This is a genomic window from Micromonospora sp. C41 (genome assembly GCF_018070485.1).
In the GTDB taxonomy this organism is placed as follows: domain Bacteria; phylum Actinomycetota; class Actinomycetes; order Mycobacteriales; family Micromonosporaceae; genus Micromonospora; species Micromonospora chalcea.
The window spans coordinates 104,754-130,229 of sequence record NZ_JAGPXP010000019.1; the positions used below are offsets into that span (position 1 = coordinate 104,754).

The 25,476-nt window shown below is 74.5% G+C and carries 16 protein-coding genes; 12 read left to right on the forward strand and 4 right to left on the reverse strand.

Annotation, left to right across the window (positions count from 1 at the left end):
• The first annotated feature begins 18 nt into the window (after nt 1–18).
• The 6 genes from KBX43_RS20775 to KBX43_RS20800 all read left to right on the forward strand — a co-directional run bounded on the left by KBX43_RS20775 (nt 19) and on the right by KBX43_RS20800 (nt 16,986).
• Complete coding sequence (locus KBX43_RS20775; RefSeq protein ID WP_210886709.1) at nt 19–5,466, forward strand: type I polyketide synthase; 5,448 nt, start codon at nt 19–21, stop codon at nt 5,464–5,466.
• 29 nt (nt 5,467–5,495) lie between these two features.
• The gene (locus KBX43_RS20780; protein ID WP_104114545.1) at nt 5,496–6,449 is read left to right on the forward strand and encodes a TauD/TfdA family dioxygenase; all 954 of its coding nucleotides are present in this window, start codon (nt 5,496–5,498) and stop codon (nt 6,447–6,449) included.
• A gap of 1 nt (nt 6,450) precedes the next feature.
• Nucleotides 6,451–6,639 carry an MbtH family NRPS accessory protein gene (locus KBX43_RS20785; RefSeq protein ID WP_043324625.1) on the forward strand — a complete coding sequence of 63 codons (189 nt, stop codon included), beginning with the start codon at nt 6,451–6,453 and terminating at the stop codon, nt 6,637–6,639.
• The gene (locus KBX43_RS20790; RefSeq protein ID WP_113973828.1) at nt 6,636–9,755 is read left to right on the forward strand and encodes a non-ribosomal peptide synthetase; all 3,120 of its coding nucleotides are present in this window, start codon (nt 6,636–6,638) and stop codon (nt 9,753–9,755) included. The genes KBX43_RS20785 and KBX43_RS20790 overlap by 4 nt, the downstream gene beginning before the upstream one ends.
• A complete protein-coding gene (locus tag KBX43_RS20795; protein ID WP_210886712.1) occupies nt 9,755–15,241 on the forward strand; it encodes a non-ribosomal peptide synthetase/MFS transporter in 5,487 nt (1,828 codons plus the stop codon). Before KBX43_RS20790 ends, KBX43_RS20795 begins: the two co-directional genes overlap by 1 nt.
• Before the next feature lie 95 nt (nt 15,242–15,336).
• Nucleotides 15,337–16,986 carry a DUF885 domain-containing protein gene (locus KBX43_RS20800; RefSeq protein ID WP_210886715.1) on the forward strand — a complete coding sequence of 550 codons (1,650 nt, stop codon included), beginning with the start codon at nt 15,337–15,339 and terminating at the stop codon, nt 16,984–16,986.
• Here the strand turns inward: KBX43_RS20800 and KBX43_RS20805 are convergent.
• Both KBX43_RS20805 and KBX43_RS20810 read right to left on the reverse strand, forming a co-directional pair.
• Nucleotides 16,932–18,146: a hypothetical protein gene (locus tag KBX43_RS20805; RefSeq protein ID WP_210886718.1), complete on the reverse strand. Its 1,215-nt coding sequence runs from the start codon at nt 18,144–18,146 to the stop codon at nt 16,932–16,934. The two genes, KBX43_RS20800 and KBX43_RS20805, sit on opposite strands and share 55 nt — an antisense overlap.
• A 43-nt stretch (nt 18,147–18,189) precedes the next feature.
• Entirely contained in the window at nt 18,190–18,702 is a 513-nt protein-coding gene (locus KBX43_RS20810; protein WP_113973814.1) for an NUDIX hydrolase, read from the reverse strand.
• Between the two features lie 147 nt (nt 18,703–18,849).
• Here KBX43_RS20810 and KBX43_RS20815 point away from each other — a divergent pair, with 147 nt between their 5' ends.
• Complete coding sequence (locus KBX43_RS20815) at nt 18,850–19,344, forward strand: type II toxin-antitoxin system PemK/MazF family toxin (protein ID WP_069088202.1); 495 nt, start codon at nt 18,850–18,852, stop codon at nt 19,342–19,344.
• 9 nt (nt 19,345–19,353) lie between these two features.
• Here KBX43_RS20815 and KBX43_RS20820 read toward each other — a convergent pair whose 3' ends face one another.
• Complete coding sequence (locus tag KBX43_RS20820; protein WP_043324610.1) at nt 19,354–19,989, reverse strand: GGDEF domain-containing protein; 636 nt, start codon at nt 19,987–19,989, stop codon at nt 19,354–19,356.
• 227 nt (nt 19,990–20,216) lie between these two features.
• On the opposite strand from KBX43_RS20820, the gene KBX43_RS20825 reads away from it, so the two are divergent.
• The 4 genes from KBX43_RS20825 to KBX43_RS20840 all read left to right on the forward strand — a co-directional run bounded on the left by KBX43_RS20825 (nt 20,217) and on the right by KBX43_RS20840 (nt 23,912).
• A complete protein-coding gene (locus KBX43_RS20825) occupies nt 20,217–20,474 on the forward strand; it encodes a DUF397 domain-containing protein (protein ID WP_030502645.1) in 258 nt (85 codons plus the stop codon).
• Nucleotides 20,475–20,576: 102 nt separating this feature from the next.
• Entirely contained in the window at nt 20,577–21,464 is an 888-nt protein-coding gene (locus tag KBX43_RS20830) for a helix-turn-helix transcriptional regulator (RefSeq protein WP_043324606.1), read from the forward strand.
• 75 nt (nt 21,465–21,539) lie between these two features.
• Nucleotides 21,540–22,388, forward strand: a complete 849-nt coding sequence (locus tag KBX43_RS20835; protein WP_104114560.1) for an SAM-dependent methyltransferase — start codon at nt 21,540–21,542, stop codon at nt 22,386–22,388.
• Nucleotides 22,389–22,472: 84 nt separating this feature from the next.
• The gene (locus tag KBX43_RS20840) at nt 22,473–23,912 is read left to right on the forward strand and encodes a serine/threonine-protein kinase (RefSeq protein ID WP_210886721.1); all 1,440 of its coding nucleotides are present in this window, start codon (nt 22,473–22,475) and stop codon (nt 23,910–23,912) included.
• A gap of 3 nt (nt 23,913–23,915) precedes the next feature.
• Here KBX43_RS20840 and KBX43_RS20845 read toward each other — a convergent pair whose 3' ends face one another.
• Nucleotides 23,916–24,608 (reverse strand): carbon-nitrogen hydrolase family protein, encoded by a 693-nt coding sequence (locus tag KBX43_RS20845; RefSeq protein WP_210886724.1) that lies wholly within the window; start codon nt 24,606–24,608, stop codon nt 23,916–23,918.
• Nucleotides 24,609–24,674: 66 nt separating this feature from the next.
• Between KBX43_RS20845 and KBX43_RS20850 the strand changes: the two genes are divergently transcribed.
• The gene (locus tag KBX43_RS20850) at nt 24,675–25,448 is read left to right on the forward strand and encodes a DedA family protein (protein ID WP_069088204.1); all 774 of its coding nucleotides are present in this window, start codon (nt 24,675–24,677) and stop codon (nt 25,446–25,448) included.
• Nucleotides 25,449–25,476: the final 28 nt, after the last annotated feature.

A 25,476-nucleotide genomic window follows, 5' to 3' on the forward strand; every position in this document is an offset into this window, starting at 1 on the left:
GTGAATGAAGGAACCCCCATGCAGAACGACATTCCCGCCGACGACGGCGTCGAGCCCATCGCCATCGTCGGGCTCGCCGCCCGCCTGCCCGGCGCGGCCGACGTCGACGAGTTCTGGCGCAACCTGGTCGACGGCGTGGAGTCGACGACCGAGCTGACCCGCGAGGAGCAGCTCGCCCGCGGCGCGCAGCCGCAGGAGGTCGACGACCCGGGCTGGGTCAACCGTGCCCCGCTGGTGGACGGCTACGACGAGTTCGACGCCGGCCTGTTCGGGATGACCGCCCGCGAGGCCGAGATCACCGACCCGCAGCACCGGCTGTTCCTGGAGACCTGCTACACCGCGTTGCAGGACGCCGGCTACGACCCGGGCCGCTACGACGGCGCGGTCGGCGTGTACGCCGGTACCGGCGGAAACACGTACCTGCACCGCAACGTGTACCGCAACAAGCGGGTCGGCGGGAACCCGCACGGCGCGGTGTCGCTGGCCACCGGCAACTCGCCGAACTACGTGGCCACGAACGTGTCGTACCGGCTGGACCTGCGCGGCCCCAGCATGACCGTGCACACCGCCTGCTCCACCTCGCTGGTCGCGTTCCACCTGGCCTGCGAGGCGCTGCGCAACGGCGAGTGCGACATGGCCCTGGCCGGCGGCGTCAACATCGAGCTGCCGCACGTCGGCTACCTCGGCATGGACGGCTTCACCTCGCCGGACGGGCGGTGCCGGCCGTTCGACGCCGCAGCGAACGGCACGGTGTGGGGCAGCGGCGTCGGCGTGACGCTGCTCAAGCGGCTCTCCGACGCGATCGCCGACGGCGACCACATCCGCGCGGTCGTGCTCGGCAATGCCATCAACAACGACGGCGCCGGGAAGGTCGGCTTCACCGCCCCCAGCATCGACGGGCAGACGGAGGCCATCGCCCAGGCCGTCGCGCTCGCCGGCGTCGACCCGCGCAGCATCAGCTATGTCGAGGCGCACGGCACCGGCACCGCGCTCGGCGACCCGATCGAGGTCGCCGCGCTGTCCGCCGTCTACGCCAAGGACACCGACGAGCGCGGCTGGTGCGGCATCGGGTCGGTGAAGTCGAACATCGGCCACCTGAGCCAGCCCTCCGGCATCGTCAGCGTGATCAAGACGGTGCTGGCGATGGAGCACGGGCTGATCCCGCCGACCATCAACTACGAGGCGCCGAACCCGGCCATCGACTTCGCCGACACCCCGTTCTACGTGGCGAACACGCTGACCAAGTGGGACACCGACGGCGGGCCGCGCCGGGCCGGCGTCAGCTCCTTCGGCATCGGCGGCACCAACGCGCACGTCGTGCTCCAGGAGGCGCCGGCGGCGGAGCGGGACGAGCCGCCGGCCCGCCCGGCGCACCTGCTCCAGGTGTCGGCGAAGACCCCGACCGCGCTGGACGTCGCCGTGCGCCGGCTCGCCGAGCACCTGGAGGGCGGCAGCGACGTGGCGCTCGCCGACGTGGCGCACACGCTGCGCGTCGGCCGCCAGACGTACGCCCACCGCGCCGCCGTCGTGGCCGGTGACCCGGCGTCCGCCGCCGCCGCGCTGCGCGAGCGGCGCAAGGGCCACCGGGGCGTCGCCGACGGACCCGCCCCCCGGGTGGCGTTCCTGTTCAGCGGCCAGGGCTCGCAGTACGCCGGGATGGGCGCCGAACTGTACACCCAGGACCGGGCGTTCGCCGCCGCCGTGGACGAGTGCGCCGACCTGCTCCGCCCCGAGCTGGGCCTGGACATCCGGGACCTGATCCTCGGCCGCGACCCGGCCGCGGCGGACAAGCTCACCGAGACCCGCTGGACCCAGCCCGCGCTGTTCACCGTCGAGTACGCCCTCGCCGTCGCGTGGCGGGCCGCCGGGGTCGTCCCGGCCGCGATGATCGGCCACTCCATCGGCGAGTACGTGGCCGCCACGCTCGCCGGCGTGCTCGACCTCGCGGACGCGCTGCGCGTGGTGGCCGCCCGGGGCCGGCTCATGCACTCCCTGCCCGCCGGTTCGATGCTGGCGGTCACGCTCGACGAGTCGGCGGTGGCCGACCGGCTGCCTCAGGGCCTGTCGGTGGCCACCGTGAACGGCCCCGGCACCTGCGTGGTGGCCGGCGAGACCGCGCTCGTGGAGGAGTTCGCCGCCAGCCTGGGCGGCAAGAACAAGTCGAAGCTGCTGCGCACCTCGCACGCGTTCCACTCGCCGATGATGGACCCGATCCTGGACGAGTTCACCGCGCTGATGGCCACCGTGCCGCTGCGCGCCCCGGCGGTGCCGTTCCTGTCGAACGTGACCGGCACCTGGATCACCGAGGCGCAGGCCACCGACCCGGCGTACTGGGCCGCGCACCTGCGCCGCCCGGTCCGCTTCGGCGCGTGCGTGGCCACGCTGCTCGCCGAGGGCACCTGGGCGCTCGTCGAGTGCGGCCCCGGCCGGCAACTGGCCAACCTGGCCCGGATGCAGGTCGCCAAGGCCGGCGAGGCGCAGCGCGCGCTGACCCCGCTGGGCAGCCTGCCCGGCGCGGGCGAGCAGACCGGTGACCTGGCCGCGCTGCTCGGCACGGCCGGCGCGCTCTGGTGCGCCGGGGTGCCGGTACGCCTTGCGGCCGACCCGGCGGCGCGGCGGGTGCCGCTGCCCACGTACCCGTTCGAGCGGCGCCGCTACTGGATCGACCCGGACCCGGAGCAGGAACTGGCCACGGCGCCCGTCGAGACCGGCCCCCGGCCGCTGCCGGAGTGGTTCGCGGTGCCGGTGTGGCGCCAGGCCGCCTCGGCGCGCGCCGTGGAGCCGCTGGGCCGCTGCCTGGTGCTGGCCGACGGTCCGCGCGGCGAGGCGCTCGTGGCCGCGTTGCGCGCCGCCGGCGACGACCCGGTCGAGGTACGCGCCGGCGAGGCGTTCACCGCCACCGCGAGCGGTTTCCGGCTGCGCCCCGGCGTACGCGCCGACGCCGAGGAGCTTCTCGCCGCGCTCGGCGCCGACGTGCCCCGGCGGATCGTGCACGCGTTCGCCCTCGACGGCGAGCCGGCCGGCACCGACCCGGCGGCGGCCTGGGCGGCGCAGGAGCGCGGCTTCTTCGGCGCGCTGCACCTGGTGCAGGCGCTCGCGGGCGCCGGTGTGACCGCCGACGAGGCGGGCGTACGCCTGGACCTGGTCACCGCCGGCATCGGCGACGTACGCGGCGACGACCTCGTCCGCCCCGAGCACGCCACGCTGGCCGGCCTGGCCCGGGTGCTCCCGGCCGAGCTGCCCGGCCTGACCGTGCGGCTGCTGGACACCGATCCGGCCGCGCGCGGCGTGGCCGCCCTGGTGGCCGAGCTGCGCAGCCCGGTCGACGCCGAGCACCCGGAGGTGGCGCTGCGCGGCGACCGCCGCTGGCTCGGCGGCTACGAGCAGGTGAGCGTCGCGGCCGAGGCGGAGCCGGGCGTGCTGCGCGAGGAGGGCCGCTACCTGATCACCGGCGGTCTCGGCGGCATCGGCGTCACCCTGGCCGAGGACTTCGCCCGCCGGGCCCGCGCCAAGCTGGTGCTGCTGGCCCGCTCCGGGCTGCCCGGGCGCGACGAGTGGGACGCGCACCTGGCGGTGCACGGCGGCGCCGACCGGGCCGGACGCGCCATCGCGGCGATCCGCCGGATGGAGGCCGCGGGCGCCGAGGTGCTGGTGCTCGCCGCCGACGTCACCGACGCGGACGACCTGCGCCGGGTCCGCGACGAGGCCGAGCGGCGGTTCGGCGGGCTCGACGGCATCGTGCACGCCGCCGGCCTGCCCGGCGGTGGCATGGCCGAGATCAAGGAGCGCGACGAGGCGCAGCGTGTGCTGGCCCCGAAGCTGGCCGGCACGCTCGCGCTGGCCCAGGTCTTCGGCGACCTGCCGCTGGACTTCGTCGTGCTGTGCTCCTCGATCACCGCGGTGATCGGCGGGTTCGGCCAGGTCGACTACTGCGCCGCGAACAACTTCCTGGACGCCTTCGCGCGCTCCGGCACCGGGTTCCGCGCCCCGGTCGTGTCGCAGAACTGGGGCGGCTGGGCCGAGGTCGGCATGGCGGTGGAGACCGCCGCGCCGGCCGCGTTCCGGGCCGCCGGGCGGGACACCGTGACCACCACGGTCACGCACCCGGTGCTGACCACGATGGTCGCCGGGCCGGACGGCACGGTGCTGCACGGCCTGGTCGCGGCCGACACCCACTGGCTGCTCGACGAGCACCGGATCGGCGGCGTGCCGGTGGTGCCGGGCACCGCCCACCTGGAGTCGGTACGCGCGGCGGTGGCCGCCGCGCTGCCCGCGCCGGGGCCGGACGCCGCTGTCGAGCTGCGTGACGTGGTGTTCCTGGAGCCGTTCTCGGTGCCGGACGGCACCGTGGCCCAGTACCGGGTCGAGCTGACCCCGACCGAGGACGGCACCGACTTCACCGTCGCCAGCCTCGCCGCCGGCCAGGCGCGCGCCCACGTACGCGGCAGCGCCGGGTGGACCACCGAGGCGGCCCCGCCGGCCGCCGTGCCCGCCGTGGCCGGACGGCGGGTCGACGACGACGCCTCGTTCGGCCGGGGACGCACCAGCATGCTGACGTTCGGCCCGCGCTGGGCGGCGCTGGCCGAGCACCACCTCGCCGACGGCGAGGAACTCGCCCGCGTGCAGGCGCCCGCCGCCGCGCTCGGCGACCTGCCCTCGTGGGGGCTGCACCCGGCGCTGCTGGACGTGGCCACCGCGTTCGGCCGCGGCCAGGGCTCCGGCACCTACCTGCCGCTGTCGTACGGCCGGATCGTGGTGCGCGGCGCGCTGCCGGCGACGTTCCACAGTCACCTGCGGCACCGGCCCGCCGCCACCGACGAGGTGGTCGCCGCCGACCTGTCGCTGCGCGACCCGGACGGGCGGGAACTGGTCGCGATCAGCGACTTCGTGCTGCGCCGGGTCGACCAGGACGCGGTCACCGGCAACCTGGCCGAAGCCCCGGCGGACGCCGACGCCCCGGCGCCGGTGACCGAGGACATCCGCCCGGTCGACGGCGCGGAGGCGTTCCGGCGCAGCCTCGCCGCCGGGCTCGGCGCCCAGGTGGTGATCGCCACCCGCACCGTCGCCGACATCCGTCGCCGGGCCGCCCGGGTCACCACCGACAGCATCGCCGAGGAGACCGACGCGGCGGCCGGCGCGACCGCGGCCACCGGCGGCGGCTCGGCCGCACCCGGCACCGAGCTGGAGAAGACCATCGCCCAGGTGTGGCGCGACGGTCTCGGCGTCACCGACATCGGCGTGGACGACGACTTCTTCGCCCTCGGCGGCAACTCGCTGGTCGCCGTGCAGCTGATCGCCGCCATGCGAAAGGCGACCGGGGTGCGGCTGCCGATGCGCAGCCTCTTCGAGACCCCCACGGTGGCCGGCCTGGCCGCCCGGATCGAGGAGCTGCGCGCCGAGGCGCCCGCCGACCAACCGGCCGCCCCGGCGGCGATCCCGGCCATCCCGCGGCTGCCCCGCGGCTGACACCCGACGGAACAAGGAGACACCGCACCATGAGCGAGACAACCGCGACGCTGCCGGTGGTCGTCGAGAACGACGGCCGGCCGCTGACCGACCTCATCGCCGCCCGGCGCGCCGAGCTGCGGGACACCCTCGTCGCCAGCGGAGGGCTGCTGTTCCGCGGCTTCGACGTGGGCGGCGTGGACGGCTTCGACCAGGCCGTACGGGCCCTGGCCGGTGAGCCGCTGACCTACACCGAGCGCTCCTCGCCCCGGCACTCGATCAAGGGCCGGGTCTACACCTCGACCGACTACCCGCCGGACGAGGAGATCTTCCTGCACAACGAGAACTCGTACCAGGCGCGCTGGCCGCTGACGCTGTTCTTCTACTGCGTCACGCCGCCGGACAGCCAGGGCGCCACGCCGCTGGCCGACGTGCGCCGGGTGTACGAGCTGATCGACCCGGCGGTCCGCGAGGAGTTCGTCCGCCGCCGCTGGATGCTGGTGCGCAACTTCCACGGCGACTTCGGCACCCGCTGGCAGGAGGTGTTCAACACCGAGAGCCGCGCCGAGGTGGAGGCGTACGCGGCGGACAACGGGATCACCGTGGAATGGGTCGGCAAGGACGGCCTGCGTACCCGCGCGGTCCGGGACGTGGTGCACCACCGGCCCGGATCGGACACCCCGCGCTGGTTCAACCACGCCACCTTCTTCCACCTGAGCACGCTGCCGGCCGACTACCAGGAAGGGCTGCTGGCCATGTTCGGCGCCGACGGGCTGCCGTCGAACACCTACTACGGCGACGGCGGCGAGATCCCCGCCGACGTGATGGACCACCTGCGCGCCGCCTACCGGGCGGCCACGGTCCGCTTCGACTACCAGCGCGACGACGTGCTGGTGGTGGACAACATGACCGCCGCGCACGGCCGGGAGCCGTTCACCGGCCCCCGCAAGATCGCCGTGGCGATGGCCGAGCCGCACACCCCCGACACCGCAGGAGCGAACTGACATGGCCGAATCCCGATTCCTGGTCGTCCGCAACGACGAGGAGCAGTACTCGATCTGGTCGGCCGACCGCGAGCTGCCCGCCGGCTGGCACGACACCGGCTTCGCCGGCAGCCGCGAGGAGTGCCTGGCCCACGTGGACGAGGTCTGGACCGACATGCGTCCCCGCTCGGTGCGCGAGGCCCTCTCATGACCCAGGAGTGGACGTTCCCGGCCTCCTACGCCCAGGAGCGGGTGTGGATGGCCAACCAGCTCGACGCCGGGTCGCCGGTGTTCAACGTCTCCTTCCCGTGGATGTTCCCCGCCGACGTGGACGCCGAGACGGCCGGCGACGTGGTCAACCGGGTGATCGCCCGGCACGAGGCGCTGCGTACCCACCTGCGGGTCGACGACGGCGCGCTGGTGCAGGTCGTGCGCGCCCACGAACCGGCGCCGCTGCCCGTCACCGACGTCACCCATCTGCCCGCCGGTGAGCAGCGCGGCGAGTTCGAGCGGATCCGCGGCGAGATGGCGCGCGCCCCGATCCCGATGGACGCCGCGCCGCTGTGGCGGGCCCGGCTGATCCGCATGGAGGACGGGCTCGCGCTGGCGTTCGTGGCGCACCACGCCGTCTTCGACAGCCACTCGGCGGTGCTGTTCCACCACGAACTGGTCGCGTTCTGCGAGGCCGCGCGCACCGGCGCCGAGCCCGCCGTGCCCGAGCTGCCCATCCAGTACGCCGACTTCGCGGTCTGGCAGCGCCAGCAGCTCACCGGCGAGGAACTGGACCGGCAGCTCGCCTTCTGGACCGGCCACCTGGCCGGAGCGCCGCCGGTGATCGGCCTGCCGCTGGACCGGCCCCGTCCGGGCCAGCTCGGGTTCGCCGGTGACGAGGTGCGCTTCACGCTGCCCGACGGGCTGCTGGACCGGATCGGCACGCTGGCCACCGGCGCGCAGGCCACCCCGTACATGGTGCTGCTGGCCGGTTTCGCGGCGCTGCTGTCGCGGATCTCCGGCGACACCGACGTGGTGGTGGGGGTGGCCACCGCGGGCCGCGACAACCCGGAGCTGGCGCCGCTGATCGGCATGTTCGTCAACCCGGTGGCGCTGCGCTGCGACGTCTCCGGCGACCCGGCGTTCGCGGCGCTGCTCGGCCGGATCCGCAACGGCCTGATCGACGCCATGGAGCACGGCCAGGCGCCGTTCCAGAAGATCGTCGAGGCGGTCGACCCGCAGCGGGACCCGTCGGTGCAGCCGATCTTCCAGACCGCCCTGAACTGGATCCCGGACTCCGGCCTCGACCCGGTGGAGCTGGGCACCACGAAGGACGACCTGGCCTTCGACATCACCACCGGGGAGTGCCGCCTGGTCTACCGGACCGAGCTGTTCGACCGGGAGACCGCCGAGGCGGTGGTGCGCCGCTACGTGCGGCTGCTCGCCGCCGCCGTCGCCGAGCCGCAGCGCACCGTCGCCGCGCTGCCGCTGCTCACCGACGACGAACATGACCTGGTGCTGGGCGCCTGGAACGACACCGCCCACGACGTGCCGGCGAGCACTGTGGTCGACGAGGTGCAGCGGCAGGCCGCCGCCACCCCGGACGAGCCGGCGCTGGTCTGCGACGGCGCGACGCTGCGCTACGCCGAGCTGAACACCGCCGCGAACCGGCTGGCCCGGCTGCTGGTGGCGCGCGGGGCCGGCCCGGAGACCCGGGTCGCGCTGGCCCTGCCCCGCTCCTGCGACCTCGTCGTGGCGATGCTCGCCGTGCTGAAGGCCGGCGCCGCGTACGTGCCGGTGGACACCACGTACCCGGCCGGGCGGATCGCGTACCTGCTCACCGACGCCGCGCCCGCGCTGGTGGTGGCCGACCCGGACACCGCCGCCCTGGTGCCCGGCGACGCGCTGGTGCTCGACGGAGAGGTCGGCTCCGACCAGCCCGGCGACGATCTCACCGACGCCGACCGGGTCGCCCCGCTGCGCCCCGAGCACCCCGCGTACGTGCTCTACACCTCCGGCTCCACCGGCCGGCCCAAGGGCGTGGTGGTCGAGCACCGGGCGGTGACCGCGTACCTGGCCTGGGCCCGGGCCACCTACCCGGGGCTTTCCGGGGTGGCGCTGCTGCACTCGCCGGTCTCGTTCGACCTCACCGTCACCGGCCTGCTCGGCACGCTCACCGCAGGCGGCACGGTACGGCTCGCCGCGATCGACGAGCCCGCCGCCCGCGCCGGTGGGCGGCCGACCTTCCTCAAGGTCACGCCGAGCCACCTGCCGCTGCTCGACGGCGAGCTGTCACCGACGACCGACCTGGTCATCGGCGGCGAGGCGCTGACCGGGGAGCAGCTCGCCGCCTGGCGGGCCGCGCACCCCGACGTGGCGGTGATCAACGAGTACGGCCCGACCGAGGCCACTGTGGGCTGCGTCGCGGCCCGCATCGCCCCCGGCGAGCCGGTCCCGGCCGGCCCGGTGCCGATCGGCACGCCCACCTGGAACACCCGGGCACTGCTGCTCGACACCGCGCTGCGCCCGGTGCCGCCGGGCGTGGTGGGGGAGCTGTACGTCACCGGCACGCAGCTCGCCCGCGGCTACCACGAGCGGCCCGGCCTGACCGCCGAGCGGTTCCTGCCCTGCCCGTACGGCCCGCCCGGCGCCCGGATGTACGCCACCGGCGACCTGGCCCGCTGGCGCGCCGACGGCACGCTGGACTACCTGGGCCGCCGCGACGACCAGGTCAAGGTGCGCGGCATGCGGATCGAGCTGGGCGAGGTCGAGGCGGCGCTGCTGGCCCACCCGGACGTACGGGCCGCCGCCGCGGCGGTCCGCGCCGACGGCGGCGAGCCGATGCTCGTCGGCTACCTGGTGGGCCCGGCCCACGAGGACTCGGTCCGCGCCGAACTGGCCCGCGAGCTGCCGGCGCACCTGGTGCCGGCCGCCCTGGTCCGGCTGGACGCGCTGCCGCTGACCCCGAACGGCAAGCTGGACCGCGCCGCGCTGCCCGCCCCGGCGACGGCCGAGACGGCGCAGGACAGCTACGTCGCGCCCCGCACCGAGGCCGAGGCCCTGGTCGCCGAGGTGTACGCCGACATCCTCCAGGTGGAGAAGGTCGGCGCCCACGACGACTTCTTCGCCCTCGGTGGCAACTCGCTGCGCGGCATGCGGGCGATGGCCCGCATCCGCGCCGAGGTGGACGTGGAGCTGCCCATGCGGGCGCTGTTCAGCAGCCCCGTGGTGGCGGACCTGGCCGCCCAGATCGAACAGCGGATCGCCGCCGAGCTCGACGGTCTCTCCGACACCGAGGTCGCCGCGCTGCTCGCGGCGGAAGAGGGAACCAACTGATGACCGACCTGAAGGATCCGGCCCGCGAGGCGGCCCGGCAGGCGCTGATCGCCCGACGGCTACGCGCCCGCCAGACCGCAACCGCGGCCCGGATCACCCCCCGCCCGGCCGGCGCCGAGGTACCGCTGTCCTACGCCCAGGAGCGGGTCTGGTTCATGGACCAGCTCGCCCCGGGCGAGGCGGCGTACCACATCGCGGTGCCGCTGCGGGTGCGCGGACCGCTCGACGTGGACGCGCTACGCGCCGCCCTGACCGCGCTCGCGGACCGGCACGAGTCGCAGCGCACCCGCTTCCCGGCCGACTCCGACGGCCGCCCCACGGTGGTGATCGCGGACACCGCGGACGTGCCGCTGACGGTGGTGGACGCGCCCGACGAGGCCGCCGCGCAGGCGCTGGTCGAGGCGGCGGCGGCCGAGCCGTTCGACCTCGCCGAGGGGCCGCTGCTGCGGGCCCTGCTGATCCGGCTCGCCGCCGACGACCACGTGCTGTTCCTGGCCCAGCACCACATCGTCGGCGACGGCTGGTCGGTGGACGTGCTGCTGCGTGACCTGATCACGCTCTACCGGGGCGGCGAGCCACCCGCCCTGCCGATCCAGTACGGCGACTTCGCCGTCTGGGAGGCCCAGGAGCTGGACGGCCCGCAGGCGCGGGCGCACGTCGACTACTGGAAGCAGCGGCTGGCCGGCATCACCCCGCTGGAACTGCCGCTGGACCGGCCCCGCCCGGCCACCCAGACCTACCGGGGCGACTTCGTCGAGTTCCAGCTCGACCCGGCCGCCACCGAGGCGCTCAACACGCTCACCCGCGACAGCGGCGGCACGCTGTTCATGACGTTGCTCGCCGCGTACCAGGTGCTGCTGGCCCGGCACTCCGGCCAGGACGACTTCGCCATCGGCGCGTCGGTCGCCGGACGGTCCGCGCCGGAGCTGGAGAACCTCGTCGGCATGTTCATCAACATGCTGCCGCTGCGCGCCGACCTGGGCGACGACCCGACCTTCGCCGAGCTGCTGGAGCGCACCCGCCGCACCGTGCTGGACGGGTTCGAGCACGCCGAGGTGCCGTTCGCCAAGGTCGTGCACGAGCTGGGCCTGCCGCGCGACGTCAGCCGCTCCCCGGTGTTCCAGGCCATGTTCGTGCTGCAGAACTACGAGATGGGCCGGTTCACCGGCGTGTCCCGTACCGACGAGGTCACGTTCACCTGGACCCCGATGGAGTTGCGGGCCACCCGGTTCGACTTCGAGCTGCACGCGGTCGAGACCGTCGACGGGCTCTGGGGCAAGCTGGTCTTCAACACCGACCTGTTCGACCGGGCCACCGTGGAGCGCATGGCCCAGCGGTGGACCGCCCTGCTGGACGCGGTCGTCGCCGCGCCGGACACCCCGGTCTCCCGGCTGCCCCTGCTGCCCGCCGCCGAGCGAGAGCTGCTGGCCGCCTGGAACGACACCAGCGCGGACTTCCCGCGCACGCAGACGCTGCACGGCCCGATCGAGGAGCGCGCCGCGGCCACCCCGGACGCGGTGGCGGTCACCATCGACGGCCACAGCCGCACGTACGCCGAGCTGAACGCGCAGGCCAACCGCGTCGCGCACCGGCTGCGCGCGGCCGGCGTCGGCCCGGAGACCCTGGTCGGGGTCTGCGCGGAACGCTCGGTGGAACTGGTCGCCGGGCTGCTCGGCGTGCTCAAGGCCGGCGGCGCGTACCTGCCGCTGGACCCGGAGTACCCGGCCGACCGGCTCGCGTTCATGGTCGGCGACGCGGACGCGCCGGTGGTGCTGGTCCAGTCGCACCTGCGCGACGTGCTGCCCGACACCGGCGCCACGGTACTCGAACTGGACGACGCCACCGTGTGGAGCGGTCAGCCCGACACCAACCCGGCGCCGGCCGCCGGGCCGGAGCACCTGGCGTACGTCATCTACACCTCCGGCTCCACCGGCCGCCCGAAGGGCGTGCCGAACACGCACCGGGGCATCGTCAACCGGCTCGACTGGATGCAGAAGACGTACCGCCTCGGCGCCGACGACGCGGTGCTCCAGAAGACCCCGGCGAGCTTCGACGTGTCGGTGTGGGAGTTCTTCTGGCCGCTGCGCACCGGCGCGCGCCTGGTGCTGGCCAAGCCGGGCGGTCACAAGGACGCCGGCTACCTGCGTGACCTGCTGGTGTCCGAGCGGATCACCACCGCCCACTTCGTCCCGTCGATGCTCACCGTCTTCCTCGCCGAGGACGGCGTGGAGGCGGCCACCGCGCTGCGCCGGGTGATCTGCTCCGGCGAGGAGCTGCCGCTGGCCTCGGCGGCCGACTTCACCGCCCGGCTGCCCTGGTGCGGCCTGCACAACCTGTACGGCCCGACCGAGGCGGCCATCGACGTGACCGCCTGGGCGTGCGAGCCGGACCGGCTGGCGCAGGTGACGAGCGTGCCGATCGGCGCGCCGATCGCCAACCTGCGGCTGCACGTGCTCGACCCGTCCGGCGCCCAGTGCCCGGTCGGGGTGGCCGGTGAGCTGCACATCGGCGGTGTCGGGCTGGCCCGCGGCTACCACCGCCGGCCGGCGCTGACCGCGGAGAAGTTCGTCCCCGACCCGTTCTCCGCCGAACCGGGCGCCCGCCTCTACCGCACCGGTGACCTGGCCCGCTGGGTGATCGGCCCGGACGGCGCCGGGGTGATCGAGTTCCTGGGCCGCATCGACCACCAGGTCAAGCTGCGCGGCCTGCGCATCGAGCTGGGCGAGATCGAGAGCGCGCTGCGCGAGCAGCCGGGCGTCACCGAGGCCACGGTGATCGTCCGGGAGGACAGCCCGGGCGACAAGCGGCTCACCGCGTACCTGGTGGGGGCGGCCGAGCACGCCGCGCTGAAGGCGGCGCTGAAGGACACGCTGCCCGAGTACATGGTGCCGGCCGCGTTCGTCACGCTCGACGCGCTGCCGCTGACCCCGAACGGCAAGCTGGACCGCAAGGCGCTGCCCGCGCCGGTGGTCACCCGCGAGGCGTCGGTGGCGCTGGTCGAGCCGCGCGACGACACCGAGCGGGCGCTGGCTGCGATCTGGTCCGAGGTGCTCGGCGTGGACACGCTGGGCATCGACGACGACTTCTTCGACCTGGGCGGGCACTCGATGCTCGCCACCCAGGTGGTCGCGAAGATCCGCAAGGCGGAGCTGGGCGGCCGGGCCGTCGGCGTGATGGACCTGTTCCAGCAGCGCACCATCCGCGACCTGGCCGCGTTCATCTCCGGCGACGCCGCCCAGGAGGGGCCGCGCCGGCTGCTCTACGAGCTGACCAAGCCGATCCCGGCGGGCAAGCGGGTGCTGACGTACGTCTGCGTGCCGTACGGCGGCGGCAGCGCCATCGTCTACCAGCCGCTGGCCGACGCGCTGCCGGCCGGGTACGGGCTGTGGTCGCTGGCCATCCCCGGCCACGACGTCGGCCTCACCGAGGACGCGCTGCCGTTCGAGGAGCTGACCAGCCGGGTCGCCGACGAGATCCTGGAGCGGGTCGAGGGACCGATCGCCCTGTACGGCCACTGCGGCGTGGGCAGCGCGATCGTCGCCGAGGTGGCCCGCAAGGTCGAGGCGTCCGGCCGGGACCTGGAGGCCGTCTACATCGGCGCGATGTTCCCGTTCGCCCGCCCCAAGGGCGTCTTCTCGGCGGCCCGCAACAAGCTGGAGCAACTGCGCAGCAACAAGCACTACGCGAGCTGGCTCAAGTCGATGGGCGTGGACACCGACGAGCTGGACCCGGAGCAGGCGGACCGGATCATCAGCAACATGCGGGCCGACTCCCGCGCCTCGGAGGAGTACTTCACCCGGCTGCTGGACAAGCAGGCGACGAAGCTGCGCGCGCCGATCATCTCGGTGGTCGGCTCCGAGGACCCGGTCACCGACTACTACCGCGAGCGGTACACCGAGTGGCAGTTCCTCAGCGACACGCTCGGGCTGGTCGTGCTCGACCAGGCCGGTCACTTCTTCCTCAAGTACCGTGCCGAGGAGCTGGCCGAGATCGTCACGCAGGCGCACCCGGCGGTGGTCGCCGGTGACATCGGCGCGCTGAGCCCCCAGGCGCGGGGTGAGGACGCCGGCTGGGCGGTGGCGGACACGCTGCGCGTGGGCGTGGCCCGCAAGGCCAGCACCGCGGTCAAGCCGAGCATGGGCCGCTTCCTGGCCATCACGGTCGGGCAGCTCGTCTCCAGCACCGGCTCCGCGCTGACCGCGTTCGCGCTGCCGATCTGGCTGTTCAACCGCACCGGCTCGGTGGCCGACCTCGGTCTGCTGTGGGCGCTGGCGCTGATCTGCGGCGTGCTCATGCTGCCGGTCGCCGGCGCGCTGGTGGACCGGGTCAGCCGCCGCCGGATCATGATGACGGCCAGCTGCTTCGCCGGCTCCATCCAGCTGGTGCTGGCCAGCCTGCTGTGGACCGACAACCTGGTGCTCTGGCACATCTACCTGCTGGTGGCGCTGAGCTCGGTGGCCGGGTCGTTCCAGCGGATCGCGTTCCAGTCGGCGGTGCCGCAGCTGGTGCCCAAGCGCTACCTCGGGCACGCCATGGGCATCACCCAGCTGTCCACCGGTGTGGCCACGCTGCTCATGCCGGCGTTCGCGGCCGGCCTGCTCGCCACCATCGACCTGAAGGGCATCCTGCTCGTCGACGTGGCCAGCTACGTGCTCGCGGTGCTCACGCTCGCCGTGGTCCGCTTCCCGGACGCGCTCGGCTGGCGGCCCCGGGAGCGGCTGCTGGTGGCCATCGCCAACGGCATGCGCTACTCCTGGCGGCACCGCGGATTCCGGCTGATGCTCGGCTACTTCGCGCTGGGCAACATCTTCCTGGCGCCCGCGCTGGTGCTGATCACCCCGTTGGTGCTGTCGTTCGGCAGCCCCACCCAGGTCGCCCAGGTCGCGCTGGCCGAGGCGGTCGGCGCGGTGCTCGGCGGCATCCTCATGTCGCTGTGGGGCGGGCCGCGCAAGCGCCGCATGATCGGCGTGCTGATCGGCAACCTGGGCACCGCGATCGGCTGCATGCTGATCGGCCTGGACGCCTCGGTGGCGATGATCTGCGTCGGCTTCTGCTGGCTGGCCATGTCGATGACCACCGCGCAGTCGATCTACGCGACGATCGTCCAGGTGAAGGTGCCGCAGCGCTTCCACGGCCGGGTGTTCAGCCTCAACCAGACCATCTCCTGGTCCACCCTGCCGATCGGGTTCGCGCTGCTGGCGCCGGGCGCCACCGCGCTGTTCGAGCCGATGCTCGCGCCGGGCGGAGCGCTGGCCGGCACGGTGGGCGCGGTGATCGGCACCGGACCGGGCCGGGGCATCGGGTTCGCGTACATCTGTTTCGGCGCGGCGCTGGTCCTGGTCACGCTCGGCGGGTTCGCGATCCGGCTGCTGCGCCGCTTCGACATCGAGGTGGAGGATTCCCTGCCGGACGACCTGATCGGCGCCCAGGAGCGTGAGAAGCGTCTGGCCGCCAAGGCCGAGAAGAAGGAGCTCGTCTCGGTCTGACCTCGCCTCCCATCCGGTTGATCAAGGAGTTCGTGTCCTTTCCGGGCCTTCCGGCCGGCACGAACTCCTTGATCACCGGGGGTAGCATCGGTGCGATGGGCGAGGACGTCACCGACACGCTGCTGCGGGAGATGGGGCGCCTCGATCCGTGTGTGGCGGTGGTCGAGGCCGGTGAGCAGGACGTCGACGGGCTCACCGACTACAGCCCGGAGGGTCACCAGGCCCGCGCCGATCTCGCCGCGCGCGCCCTGCGCCGGATCGAGGCGCTGCCCGCCACGAGCCCGCTGCACGAGCACCTCGCCGAACGGCTGCGCGCCCGGATCGCCTTCCACGACGCCGGGGAGGACCTGCGGGAACTGCACGTCGCGGCCACCGGCCCGCTCCAGCTCATCCGCCAGTGCGTCGAATCAGCGGTCCCGGGCCGCGACGCCGGGCGCGCGGCCTACGAGGACGGCTGGGCCCGCGTCGGCGCGCGCCAGGCCGCGATCCCGGCATCCCTGGACGGGTACGCCCGCAGCCTGCTGGTCGCCGCCGAACGTGGTCACCTGCCCACACGACGCCAGGTGGACCTGGTGACGCAGCGCTGCCGCACCTGGATCGACGAGGACACGGCGCTCGTGCAGCGCTACGGCGACGGGCCGCAGCGCGCGTCGTTGCAGGCGGCGGCGCGGGACGCGCGGGAGGCGTACCGGAGGTTCGCCACGACGCTCACCGCGGACCTCGCGCCGCTCGCGCGCGACGACGAGGCGTTCGGCCCGGCGCGGTACGCCCTCTGGGTGCGGACCTTCCTCGGCACGGAACCGGACCTGCGCGAGCTGTACGAGTGGGGCTGGGACGAGTTCACCGCCATCGAGGCGGACCTGGTCGCGGAGGCGAGAGCCCTGGGTGGCACCGTGCCCGAGGTGCTTCAACGGCTCGACCGCCCCGACGCGCCAGGTGTGCTGCGCAGCCGGGACGAGTTCGCCGCCTGGCTCCAGGAGCTGCTGGAGGCCACCACCGAGCGGATGCACGGCACGCAATTCGACATCCCCGCGCCGCTGCGCCGCATCGAGTCCCGGGTCACCACGTCGGGCGGCACCGCCTACATCGCGCCGTCGCGGGACCTGACCCGGCCGGGCCGGGTCTCGTGGCTGCTGCCCGACGGTCAGGAGCGCTTCCCGACCTGGTGGGCGTACAGCACCGCGTACCACGAGGGCGTCCCCGGCCACCACCTGCACCTCGGCTCGGAGGCGTGCCGGGGCGGCCCCGGGCAGCGGCTGAACCTGCTCGGCGGGCTCTCCGGCGCCCAGGAGGGCTGGGCCCTGTACGCCGAAGGGCTGATGGACGAACTCGGACTCTACGAGCAGCCGGGCGCCCGGCTGGGCCACCTGTTCATGCAGTTGCTGCGGGCGGCCCGGGTGGTGCTCGACATCGGCCTGCACCTGAAGCTGCCGATGCCGTCGGGCAGCACGCCGTGGACGCCGCAGGCCGCGCTGGACCTGCTGCGCGACCGCTGCCACCAGGGCCCGTACGCGCCACTGGAAGTGGCCCGGTACCTGGGCCGGCCCGGGCAGGCGCTCACCTACAAGGTGGGGGAGCGGGTGTGGCGGGACGGACGCGCGGCGTTCCCCGGCGACCGGCGCGCGTTCCACAACCGGGCGCTGGAACTCGGCTCGCTGGGACTGGACCAGCTCGCGAGCGCGCTTCCCGCCTATCCGGCCTCGTCGGCGGGCAGCTCCTCCGGGTCGGCCACCCACGCGGAGTAGACAGGCAGCGCGTGCCACGGGCCGCCGGCCGGGTCGGTGGTCACCGCGACCACCGCGTACGGGTGACCGAAGCGCAGCTCCGCGACGCGGGCGACCCCCTCCGGCGGCAGCGCTGTCGCCCGGCCGAACGCGGTCACCGCGGCGGCCTCGAAGCCGTAGCGGCCGAACCGGGCCACCGCGGACTGCGCGGCGTCGAACCCCGGCCCGGTCAGGCCCAGCAGCTCGCCGAGTGCCTGCGCCGCCGCGTCGAAGCCGAACCCGGGCCTGGCCAGGTCGTGGCGGCTCTGCGCCGACCAGCAGGGCAGCACCGCGGTGGCGCGTTCCTCCCGGCCGTCGTCCGCGTACGTCCGGGTCGGCTCCTCCCGCAGCGTCCACAGCGGCGTCTCGCCCAGCGGCAGGTCGTACAGCGACCGGCGGCCCGGCATGGCGTCCGGCAGGAGCGCGGCGGCGCTCGCCAGCTCCTGCGCGGCGGCCAGCACGTCGACGGCCGGCACGTCGGGCGCGGCGGCCACCGACACCACGAGCATTCCGGCGCCGTCGTCGCCGGTGCGGGCCGGCACCGCGTGCGCCGCCACGTCACCGGCCCGGTCGGTGGCCGCCACCCAGCACCGGTGCCCGAACGGCGGCGTACGCAGCACCCGGCTCAGCCGGCCCGACCAGGCGCTGTCCGCACCCAGCTCCGCGCCGGGGACGGTGTCGAACGGGTCGGCCCACGACACGCGGGTGGCCAGCGCGTTGGCCAGGAGCAGCAGCGTGTCCGGGGTGACGTCGACGGGGAAGCTGTCGATCAGCCCGCCGGTACGCTCCCGGGCCCAGCCGTCCAGCGCGGCCTGGTCGGGCAGCGGGCCGCGTTCGGTGTTCTCCGGCAGCGCGGCCCGCCACGCGGCCAGCTCCGGCGCGGGAGCGCGCTCCCACAGCGCGGTGGCCGCGGCGACCATCGGGTGCGGCGCGGCGAGCAGCGCCCGGGCCTCCGCGGCGGCGTCGTCCGGGTCGGCGTCGAGCGCCTCGGCCAGCGCCGCCCGGGCGTCGCCGGTGGCGGCCGGGCCGGTCAGCGCCAGCAGCAGCCACGCGCCCAGCGGCGAGGCGACGTGGTGGGTGTCGCCGGCGGCGCGGTGCAGCCGCTCGGCGTAACGGGCCAGTGGTGCGTGCAGGGGAGTCACGGCTCCACTCTGCCCGCTCACGCGCCGGGTGGCACGCCCGCGCTCAGGACCACAGTTCGAACGGCTCGTCGATCTCCTCGCCGGCCAGGAACGCGGGCAGCAGTTCGGGCAGCCGCCCGGGATAGCACCGCGGCCGCTCGGCGAGCACCTCGGCCAGCGGCCACCAGCGGAACCCGAAGTAGTCCTCCACCTCGTAGTCCAGCCGCAGCGCCTCGTCCACGTCCGGTCCGGGGCCGGACAGCCGTACCGCCACGATCACCTCGTCCTGGAGGTGGCGGCGCTGCCGGTGCCGGAAGCTGGCCCGCCGCCGCCACGTCGGCGCGCCCACCTCGTCCGGACCGATCGCGATGCCGGTCTCCTCGCGCAGTTCGCGGACCGCCGCCTCCCGGTAGGTCTCGCCCGGGTCCAGCCCGCCGCCGGGTAGCTCCCACCACACGCCGAGGTCGGGGTGGTCCGGGTCGCGGGTGTGGAACAGCAGCAGGTGGTCGGTGGCGTCGAGCACGACCAGCCGCACCGCGCTGCGCTCGAACACCGGCAGATCATCGGGTAGCCGCACGCCCCCAGCGTAAGGAAGGGCCCCTTCTTAACGCTTCCGGTAGTAGAGGGGCCCCCTATTAACAGGGGGCATCCCGCACGGCGCCGTCCACCCGACCGGGCGACCCGATTCCCGGGCGGTCGTACCCCGGCCGATAGGCTGCCCGCCGTGGCAGGTCTGTTGAAGAACGTGGCGTCGCGGCTCGGCCGGATCACCCGGGCTGTGCCCGCCCCGCCCCGCACGGGCGCGCCGATCCCGGCTCAGGTCGCGCGCCGCCGCCAGGTCAACGCGCTGCAGCGCCGCGAGTTGTCGTACGCGCCGGAGCCGGACGGCCAGGCCGACCCGGGCGAGATCGTCTGGACGTGGGTGCCCTACGAGGACGACCCCCGCCAGGGCAAGGACCGCCCGGTGCTGGTGGTCGGACGGCACAGCCGCACCCTGTTCGGGCTGATGCTGTCCAGCCAGAGCGACCGGGACGGGCAGCGGCACTGGCTGGCGCTCGGCCCGGGGGAGTGGGACCGGGACAACCGGCCCTCCTGGGTGCGCCTGGACCGGGTGCTCACCATGCGCGAGGACAGCATCCGCCGCGAGGGCGCGGTGCTGGACCGGCCACGGTTCGACCGGGTCGGGCAGGCGCTGCGCGCCGGCTACGGCTGGCGCTGACCGGGCCGGTCAGTACTCCGCGACGAGCTGCCGGGTCGGGCGGGCCGCGCCGAGCGTCTTCGCCTCGTACATGGCGGCGTCGGCGCGGCACAGCGCGTCGGTGAGCTGCGTCGGGCAGTGCACCGGCGCCAGCCCGACCGAGGCGGTGACCTGGATGCTGCGCGCGCCCAGCGGGATGGGCGCGGCGAGCGCCTCGCAGAGCCGCCGCGTGGCGTGCTCGATCCACCGGCGGTCGGCCGTGGGGCTGGCCAGCAGGCCGGCGAACTCGTCGCCGCCGAGGCGGGCCACCAGGTTGTTGCCGGCGAACGCGGCGAGCCGCTGCGCGACGCTGATCAGCACCTGGTCGCCGGCGGCGTGCCCGTAGCGGTCGTTCACCTGCTTGAAGTTGTCCAGGTCGAGCACGACCGCTACCAGTGGCTGGCCGGCCGGGTCGGTGAGCAGGGTGGCTGCGAGCCGGAAGAACGCGCGGCGGTTGGGCAGGCCGGTGAGCGGGTCGTGGCTGGCCGCGTGCCGTTCGGCGGCCAGTTCGGCCTGGAGCAGCTCGATCTCGGCCTCGGCGCGTACGGCGCGGCGGCGCAACTGCCAGGCCGAGATCAGGGCCCCCGCGGCGGATATGCCGGAGGCGACGGTCATCGGATCCGGCACGCGCGTCCTCCTCACCGCAGTCCCCTAGCCGCGCGCGGCGGCATCCGGAGGCCGGGTTCGGGTCACCGAATGTGAGCGACCCGGCACACCGTAGGTTTCGGCTATCATGCTCTCCGTCCATTGCAGATGCAATAGCAGATGCACGTGCATCTCACTCCTCAGTCGACAGACGTCGCCACCCACCGCTCCTCCCCGCGGCCTCGGCTGGCTCATCCCGAAGGACGCCCATGCAACAACCGCCGAACGGTGTGCCCGTGCCCGAGCTGCCCCCGATGCGCTGGTCGAAGAGTCGTCGCAGCAACCCCAGCGGCAACTGCGTCGAGTTGGCCGAGCTGCCCGGTGGCACCGGGATCGCGGTCCGAAACTCCCGGCACCCGGAGGGCCCGGCGCTGATCTACACAGTGGACGAGATCGCCGCCTTCGTGCTCGGCGCGCGCGACGGCGACTTCGACCACCTGATCCCGCCGTCCCGCACACGGGACTGATTAACCGCTCCGGAGGAGTTCACCTCACTGTCGGTTCATGGCATGCTTACTCGTCGGCCGGGGGGCGCCCGGCCGGGGCAGTCGGGATGCGAGGGCGGTCAGGTGGCGACGGTGCCCGTCGAGGGTGGTCCGACAAGCGGGCCCACCGTGCTGCGCATGTTGCTCGGTGGACAGCTGCGGCGACTCCGTGAGAGGGCCGGGGTCAGCCGGGAGACGGCCGGCTGGGAGATCCGCTCCTCCGAGTCGAAGATCAGCCGGATGGAGCTGGGCCGGGTCGGCTTCAAGGAGCGCGACGTGGCCGACCTGCTCACGCTCTACGGCGTGACCGACGCCGGCGAGCGCGAGTCGCTGCTCAAGCTCGCCCGGGACGCGAACAGCCCGGGCTGGTGGCACCGCTACGGTGACGTGCTCCCCGCGTGGTTCCAGGCGTACCTGGGCCTGGAGGCCGCCGCCGCGCTGATCCGCACGTACGAGGTGCAGTTCGTGCCCGGGCTGCTGCAGACCGCCGCGTACGCCCGGCAGGTGATCCTGCTCGGGCACCGCGGCGCGTCGGCGGCGGAGCTGGACCGGCGGGTGGAGCTGCGGATGCAGCGCAAGGAGCTGCTGCGCCGCAGCAACCCGCCGCAGTTGTGGGCGGTGCTCGACGAGGCGGCGCTGCGCCGCCCGATCGGCGGGGCCGCGGTGATGCGCGAGCAGCTGGACGCGCTGATCGAGGCGACCGCCGCGCCGCACGTACGGCTGCAGATCGTCCCGTTCTCCGCCGGCGGGCACGCCGCGGCCAGCGGGGCCTTCAGCATCCTGCGCTTCGGCGACGCGGACCTGCCGGACATCGTCTACATCGAGCAGCTGACCAGCGCGATCTACCTGGACAAGCGCGACGACCTCGAGTTCTACGCCGAGGCGATGGAACGGCTGTGCGTGGAGGCCGCGCCGCCGGAGCGCACCCGTGAGCTGCTGGCCCGCCTCCGCGACGAGCTGTACCCGGCCTGACCGGGCCGGCGCCGGGCAGTACCATGATCCGCACCGGAGACAGTGGACGGTGGGACCCGAGTCGTGGAGGTGGCCTTGACCAGCGACGCAGCAGGGACGGCGCCCGTTTCCGGGCCGCCCGGCGACCGGATCGACACGACAGTGGCGCACCCCGCCCGCCGGTACAACTACTGGCTCGGCGGCAAGGACAACTTCCAGGCCGACCGGGACTCCGGCGACGCGATGGCCGCCCGGTTCCCGACCATCCGGATCAGCGCGCTGGAGAACCGGCGGTTCCTGCGCCGCGCGGTGCGTCACCTGGCCGGTGAGGCGGGCATCCGGCAGTTCCTGGACATCGGCACCGGCATACCCACCGCCGACAACACCCACGAGGTGGCGCAGGCGATCGACCCGCGCGCCCGGGTGGTGTACGTCGACAACGACCCGATCGTGCTGGCCCACGCCCGCGCGTTGCTGACCAGTTCGGCCGACGGCGTCACCGCCTACCTCGACGCGGACCTGCGCGACCCGGAGCGGATCCTGGCCCACCCGGACCTGCGCCGCACGCTCGACCTGTCCCAGCCGGTGGCGTTGATGCTGCTGGCGGTGCTGCACTTCGTGCCCGACGGCGAAGACCCGTACGCGCTGGTCGACACGCTTCTCGACGCGCTGCCCGCCGGCAGTTACCTGGCCGCCTCGCACGCCACCCACGACTACCTTCCGGCGGAGGTGGCCGCCGAGGCGAAGGCGGCGGCCCGGGGCGGTGGCCCGCACGGCGTGATCAACCTGCGCAGCCGGGAGGAGGTCGTACGCTTCTTCGACGGCCTCGAACTGGTCGAGCCGGGCATCTGCTCGGTGGCCGAGTGGCGCGCCGACGGCGAGCCGGAGCCGCGGCCGTCCGTGGTCGACGTCAGCATGTACGGCGGGGTCGCCCGCAAGCCCTGACGCGGGCGGAAGAACGCCGGAACACGGACGAAACGGGGGCGCGGGTTGGTGCGGCCGGTGCCGCGCATGGCAGCCTGGTGAATTATGTCGCCGTTCACGCCCGCCCTGCGCCTGCACGACCGCTACGTCCTGCGTGAGCGCATCGGCCTCGGCGGGATGTCCGAGGTGTGGCGCGCCGACGACGAGGTGCTGCACCGGCCCGTCGCGGTCAAGGTCCTCGCCGGGCAGCTCGCCGCCGACCCGCAACTGCGCGCGGTCATCCAGCGCGAGGCCCGCGCGGCGGCGCGGCTGACCCACCCGCACGTGACCCAGGTGTACGACTACGCCGAGGCGACGCTTGCGGGCGGCGTCGTGGTCCCGTACCTGGTGATGGAGCTGGTGGAGGGGCAGACGCTCGCCGACCGGCTGGCCGGCGGGCCGCTGGCCTGGCCGGACGCGGTCCGCACGGCCGGGCAGGTCGCCGGGGCGCTGGCCGCGGCGCACCGCATCGGCGTGGTGCACCGCGACATCAAACCGGCGAACGTGATGCTCACCGAGACCGGCGCGAAGGTGCTCGACTTCGGCATCGCCGCGCCCGCCGGCCCGCACCCGGTCACCGGGCAGACCGGCGTGCTGCTGATGGGCACCCCCGCCTACTTCGCCCCGGAACGCCTCGACCCGGGCCCGGCGCATCCGGCCGGTGACGTGTACGCGCTCGGCGTGCTGCTGTACCGCAGCCTCACCGGCCGGGCCCCGCTGCCGGTGCGCAGCTGGGACGACGTGCTGGAGGTGCGGCGCAACCGGCCGCCGGTGCCGCCGCCGCGGGTGCCCGGCCTGCCGCCGGAGATCGCCGACCTGGTGCTGGCCTGCCTGGACGTGGACCCGGCGCGGCGGCCGAGCGCGGCCCGGCTCGCCGAGCGGCTCGGCGCGGGCCGCCCGGTGGATCCGCCGACCGCGATCCTGCCCACCGTGGCGCCGGTGACGCATTCGCCCACCCTGGTCGAGCGGGTTCCGGCCGCTACGGCCCGCCCGGGCGCGCCGGGGCGTCCCGGCGCGCCGCCGCGTCCGGCGGTCTCCTCGAACCGGCTGTTCGGGCTGCTGGTCGCCTGCGCCGTGGTGCTGCTGCTCGCGGTGGTCGGCTCGCTGGTGTGGGGTGACGGCTCCGGCGCCCCGCCGGCCGCCGCGCCCACGACTGGCCCCACGACCGGCGCCGCCGAGCCGCCTGCGCCCGAGCCGAGCAGCGCGGCGCCGCCGTCGACGGCGGCCGAACCGGTGACGCTGCGGCAGCTCGGCGACCGGTTCGACGAGTTGCTCGACCGGGCCGAGTCGATCGGGCTGATCGAGCGCAAGGTCGCCGACGACCTGCGCAAGAAGGTCGCCGAGCTGGACCGGGGCAAGCCGAAGGACCGGGAGAAGCGGGTCGAGGATCTGCGCGAGAAGATCGACGACGCGGCCGAGGACGAGAAGATCGACCCGGTCACCGCCACCGCGCTGCGCAAGCTGCTCGACGGCTACGAGCGGCTGCGCGGCGGCGACGAGGGCTGAGTGTCACCGCAGCGTGGCGGTGACCACCTCGCCGGTGTCCGTGCCGGCGCGGGCCACCGGCTCACCCGCCGGTGACCAGATCCCCGAACCACCCGCGGCGCGCGCGTACCCGCCCCCTGTCGACCCGGCGAAACTCGCCGTCGCCACCCACACGCCGTGCGCGGCGGCGACCCGGCGGGCGCGTTCGTCGGGCACCGCCGCGTCGTCGGCCGACTCCAGCACCCCGGCCAGGTAGGCGTCCGCGCCGAGCGCCACCGTCGCCGCCGCGTGCTCCGGCGTGCCGGTGTCCTTGCAGACCGCCAGGCCCAGCCGCCAGCCGTCCACATCGAGCACCGCCGGCTCCCGGCCCGGCCGCATGTGCTGCGGCTCCGCGCCGCCCAGGCACATCTTCCGGTACGCCACCCGCACGCCCTCGGCGTCGATCGCCAGCACCCCGATGTGCGGTCCGGGCACCGGCGCGCCGGCCAGCGCCAGCGTCCCGGTCTCGGCGCACGCCGCGCGCAGCGGTGCGAGCCGGGGATCGTCCGGGTCCAGCGGCGCGGCGTCCAGTTCGTACCCGGTCAGTGACATCTCCGGGAAGACCACCACGCGGGCCGCGGCGGCGCGCACGGCGTCGGCGTGCCGTGCCGCGTTGCCCGCGACGTCGCCGGAGCGGGTGAGCGGCTGGGCGACGGCGATCCGCAACGGCGTACGCATGGCGTACACGATAATGGTTTCCATGACGCGTGGTCGTCCGCAGCTTCGCCCCGTAACGTTGGTCGGATGATCGGAAACGCACAGCTGCTCGCCGGCCCCCGGGTGAGCGCCGCGCGGGCGGCAGAGCCGTCCGGTGACGGAGTGACCGGCTGGGTCACCGGCCTGATGGAACGGCTCGGCGGTCCCGGCGCCGGCCTCGCGGTGGCGCTGGAGAACCTGTTCCCGCCCATTCCCAGCGAGGTGATCCTGCCGCTGGCCGGCTTCACCGCGAGCCAGGGCAGGATGAGCCTGGTCGGTGCGATCGTCTGGACCACGATCGGGTCGATCGTGGGCGCGCTGGCGCTCTACTACATCGGCGCGGCCCTCGGGCGGGACCGGATGCGCGCCCTGGCCGAGCGGCTACCGCTGATCAAGCTGGAGGACGTGGACCGCACCGAGGCGTGGTTCCTGCGCCACGGCGTCAAGGCGGTGTTCTTCGGCCGGATGATTCCGATCTTCCGCAGTCTCATCTCCATTCCGGCCGGGGTGGAACGCATGCCGGTGCCGGTGTTCCTGCTCTACACCGCGCTGGGCAGCCTGATCTGGAACACCACGTTCGTGCTCGCCGGGTACTTCCTCGGCGAGCAGTGGCACGTGGTCGAGGCGTACGCGGGCACGTTCCAGAAGATCGTGATCGTGGCCGTGATCGCCGGGTTCTGCTGGTTCGTGGTCAGCCGGGTCCGCCGCTCGCGCCGGAGCGCCCTCGCGGCGGAGGCGGCGCCGACGCCGGAATCGGCGCCGGAGTCGGCCCGGCAGGGCACCGTCTACCGCGGCGGCTGGTACGGCCGCGAGGAGGACTGAGCCGGGCAGGGCGGATAGAGCGGGCGGG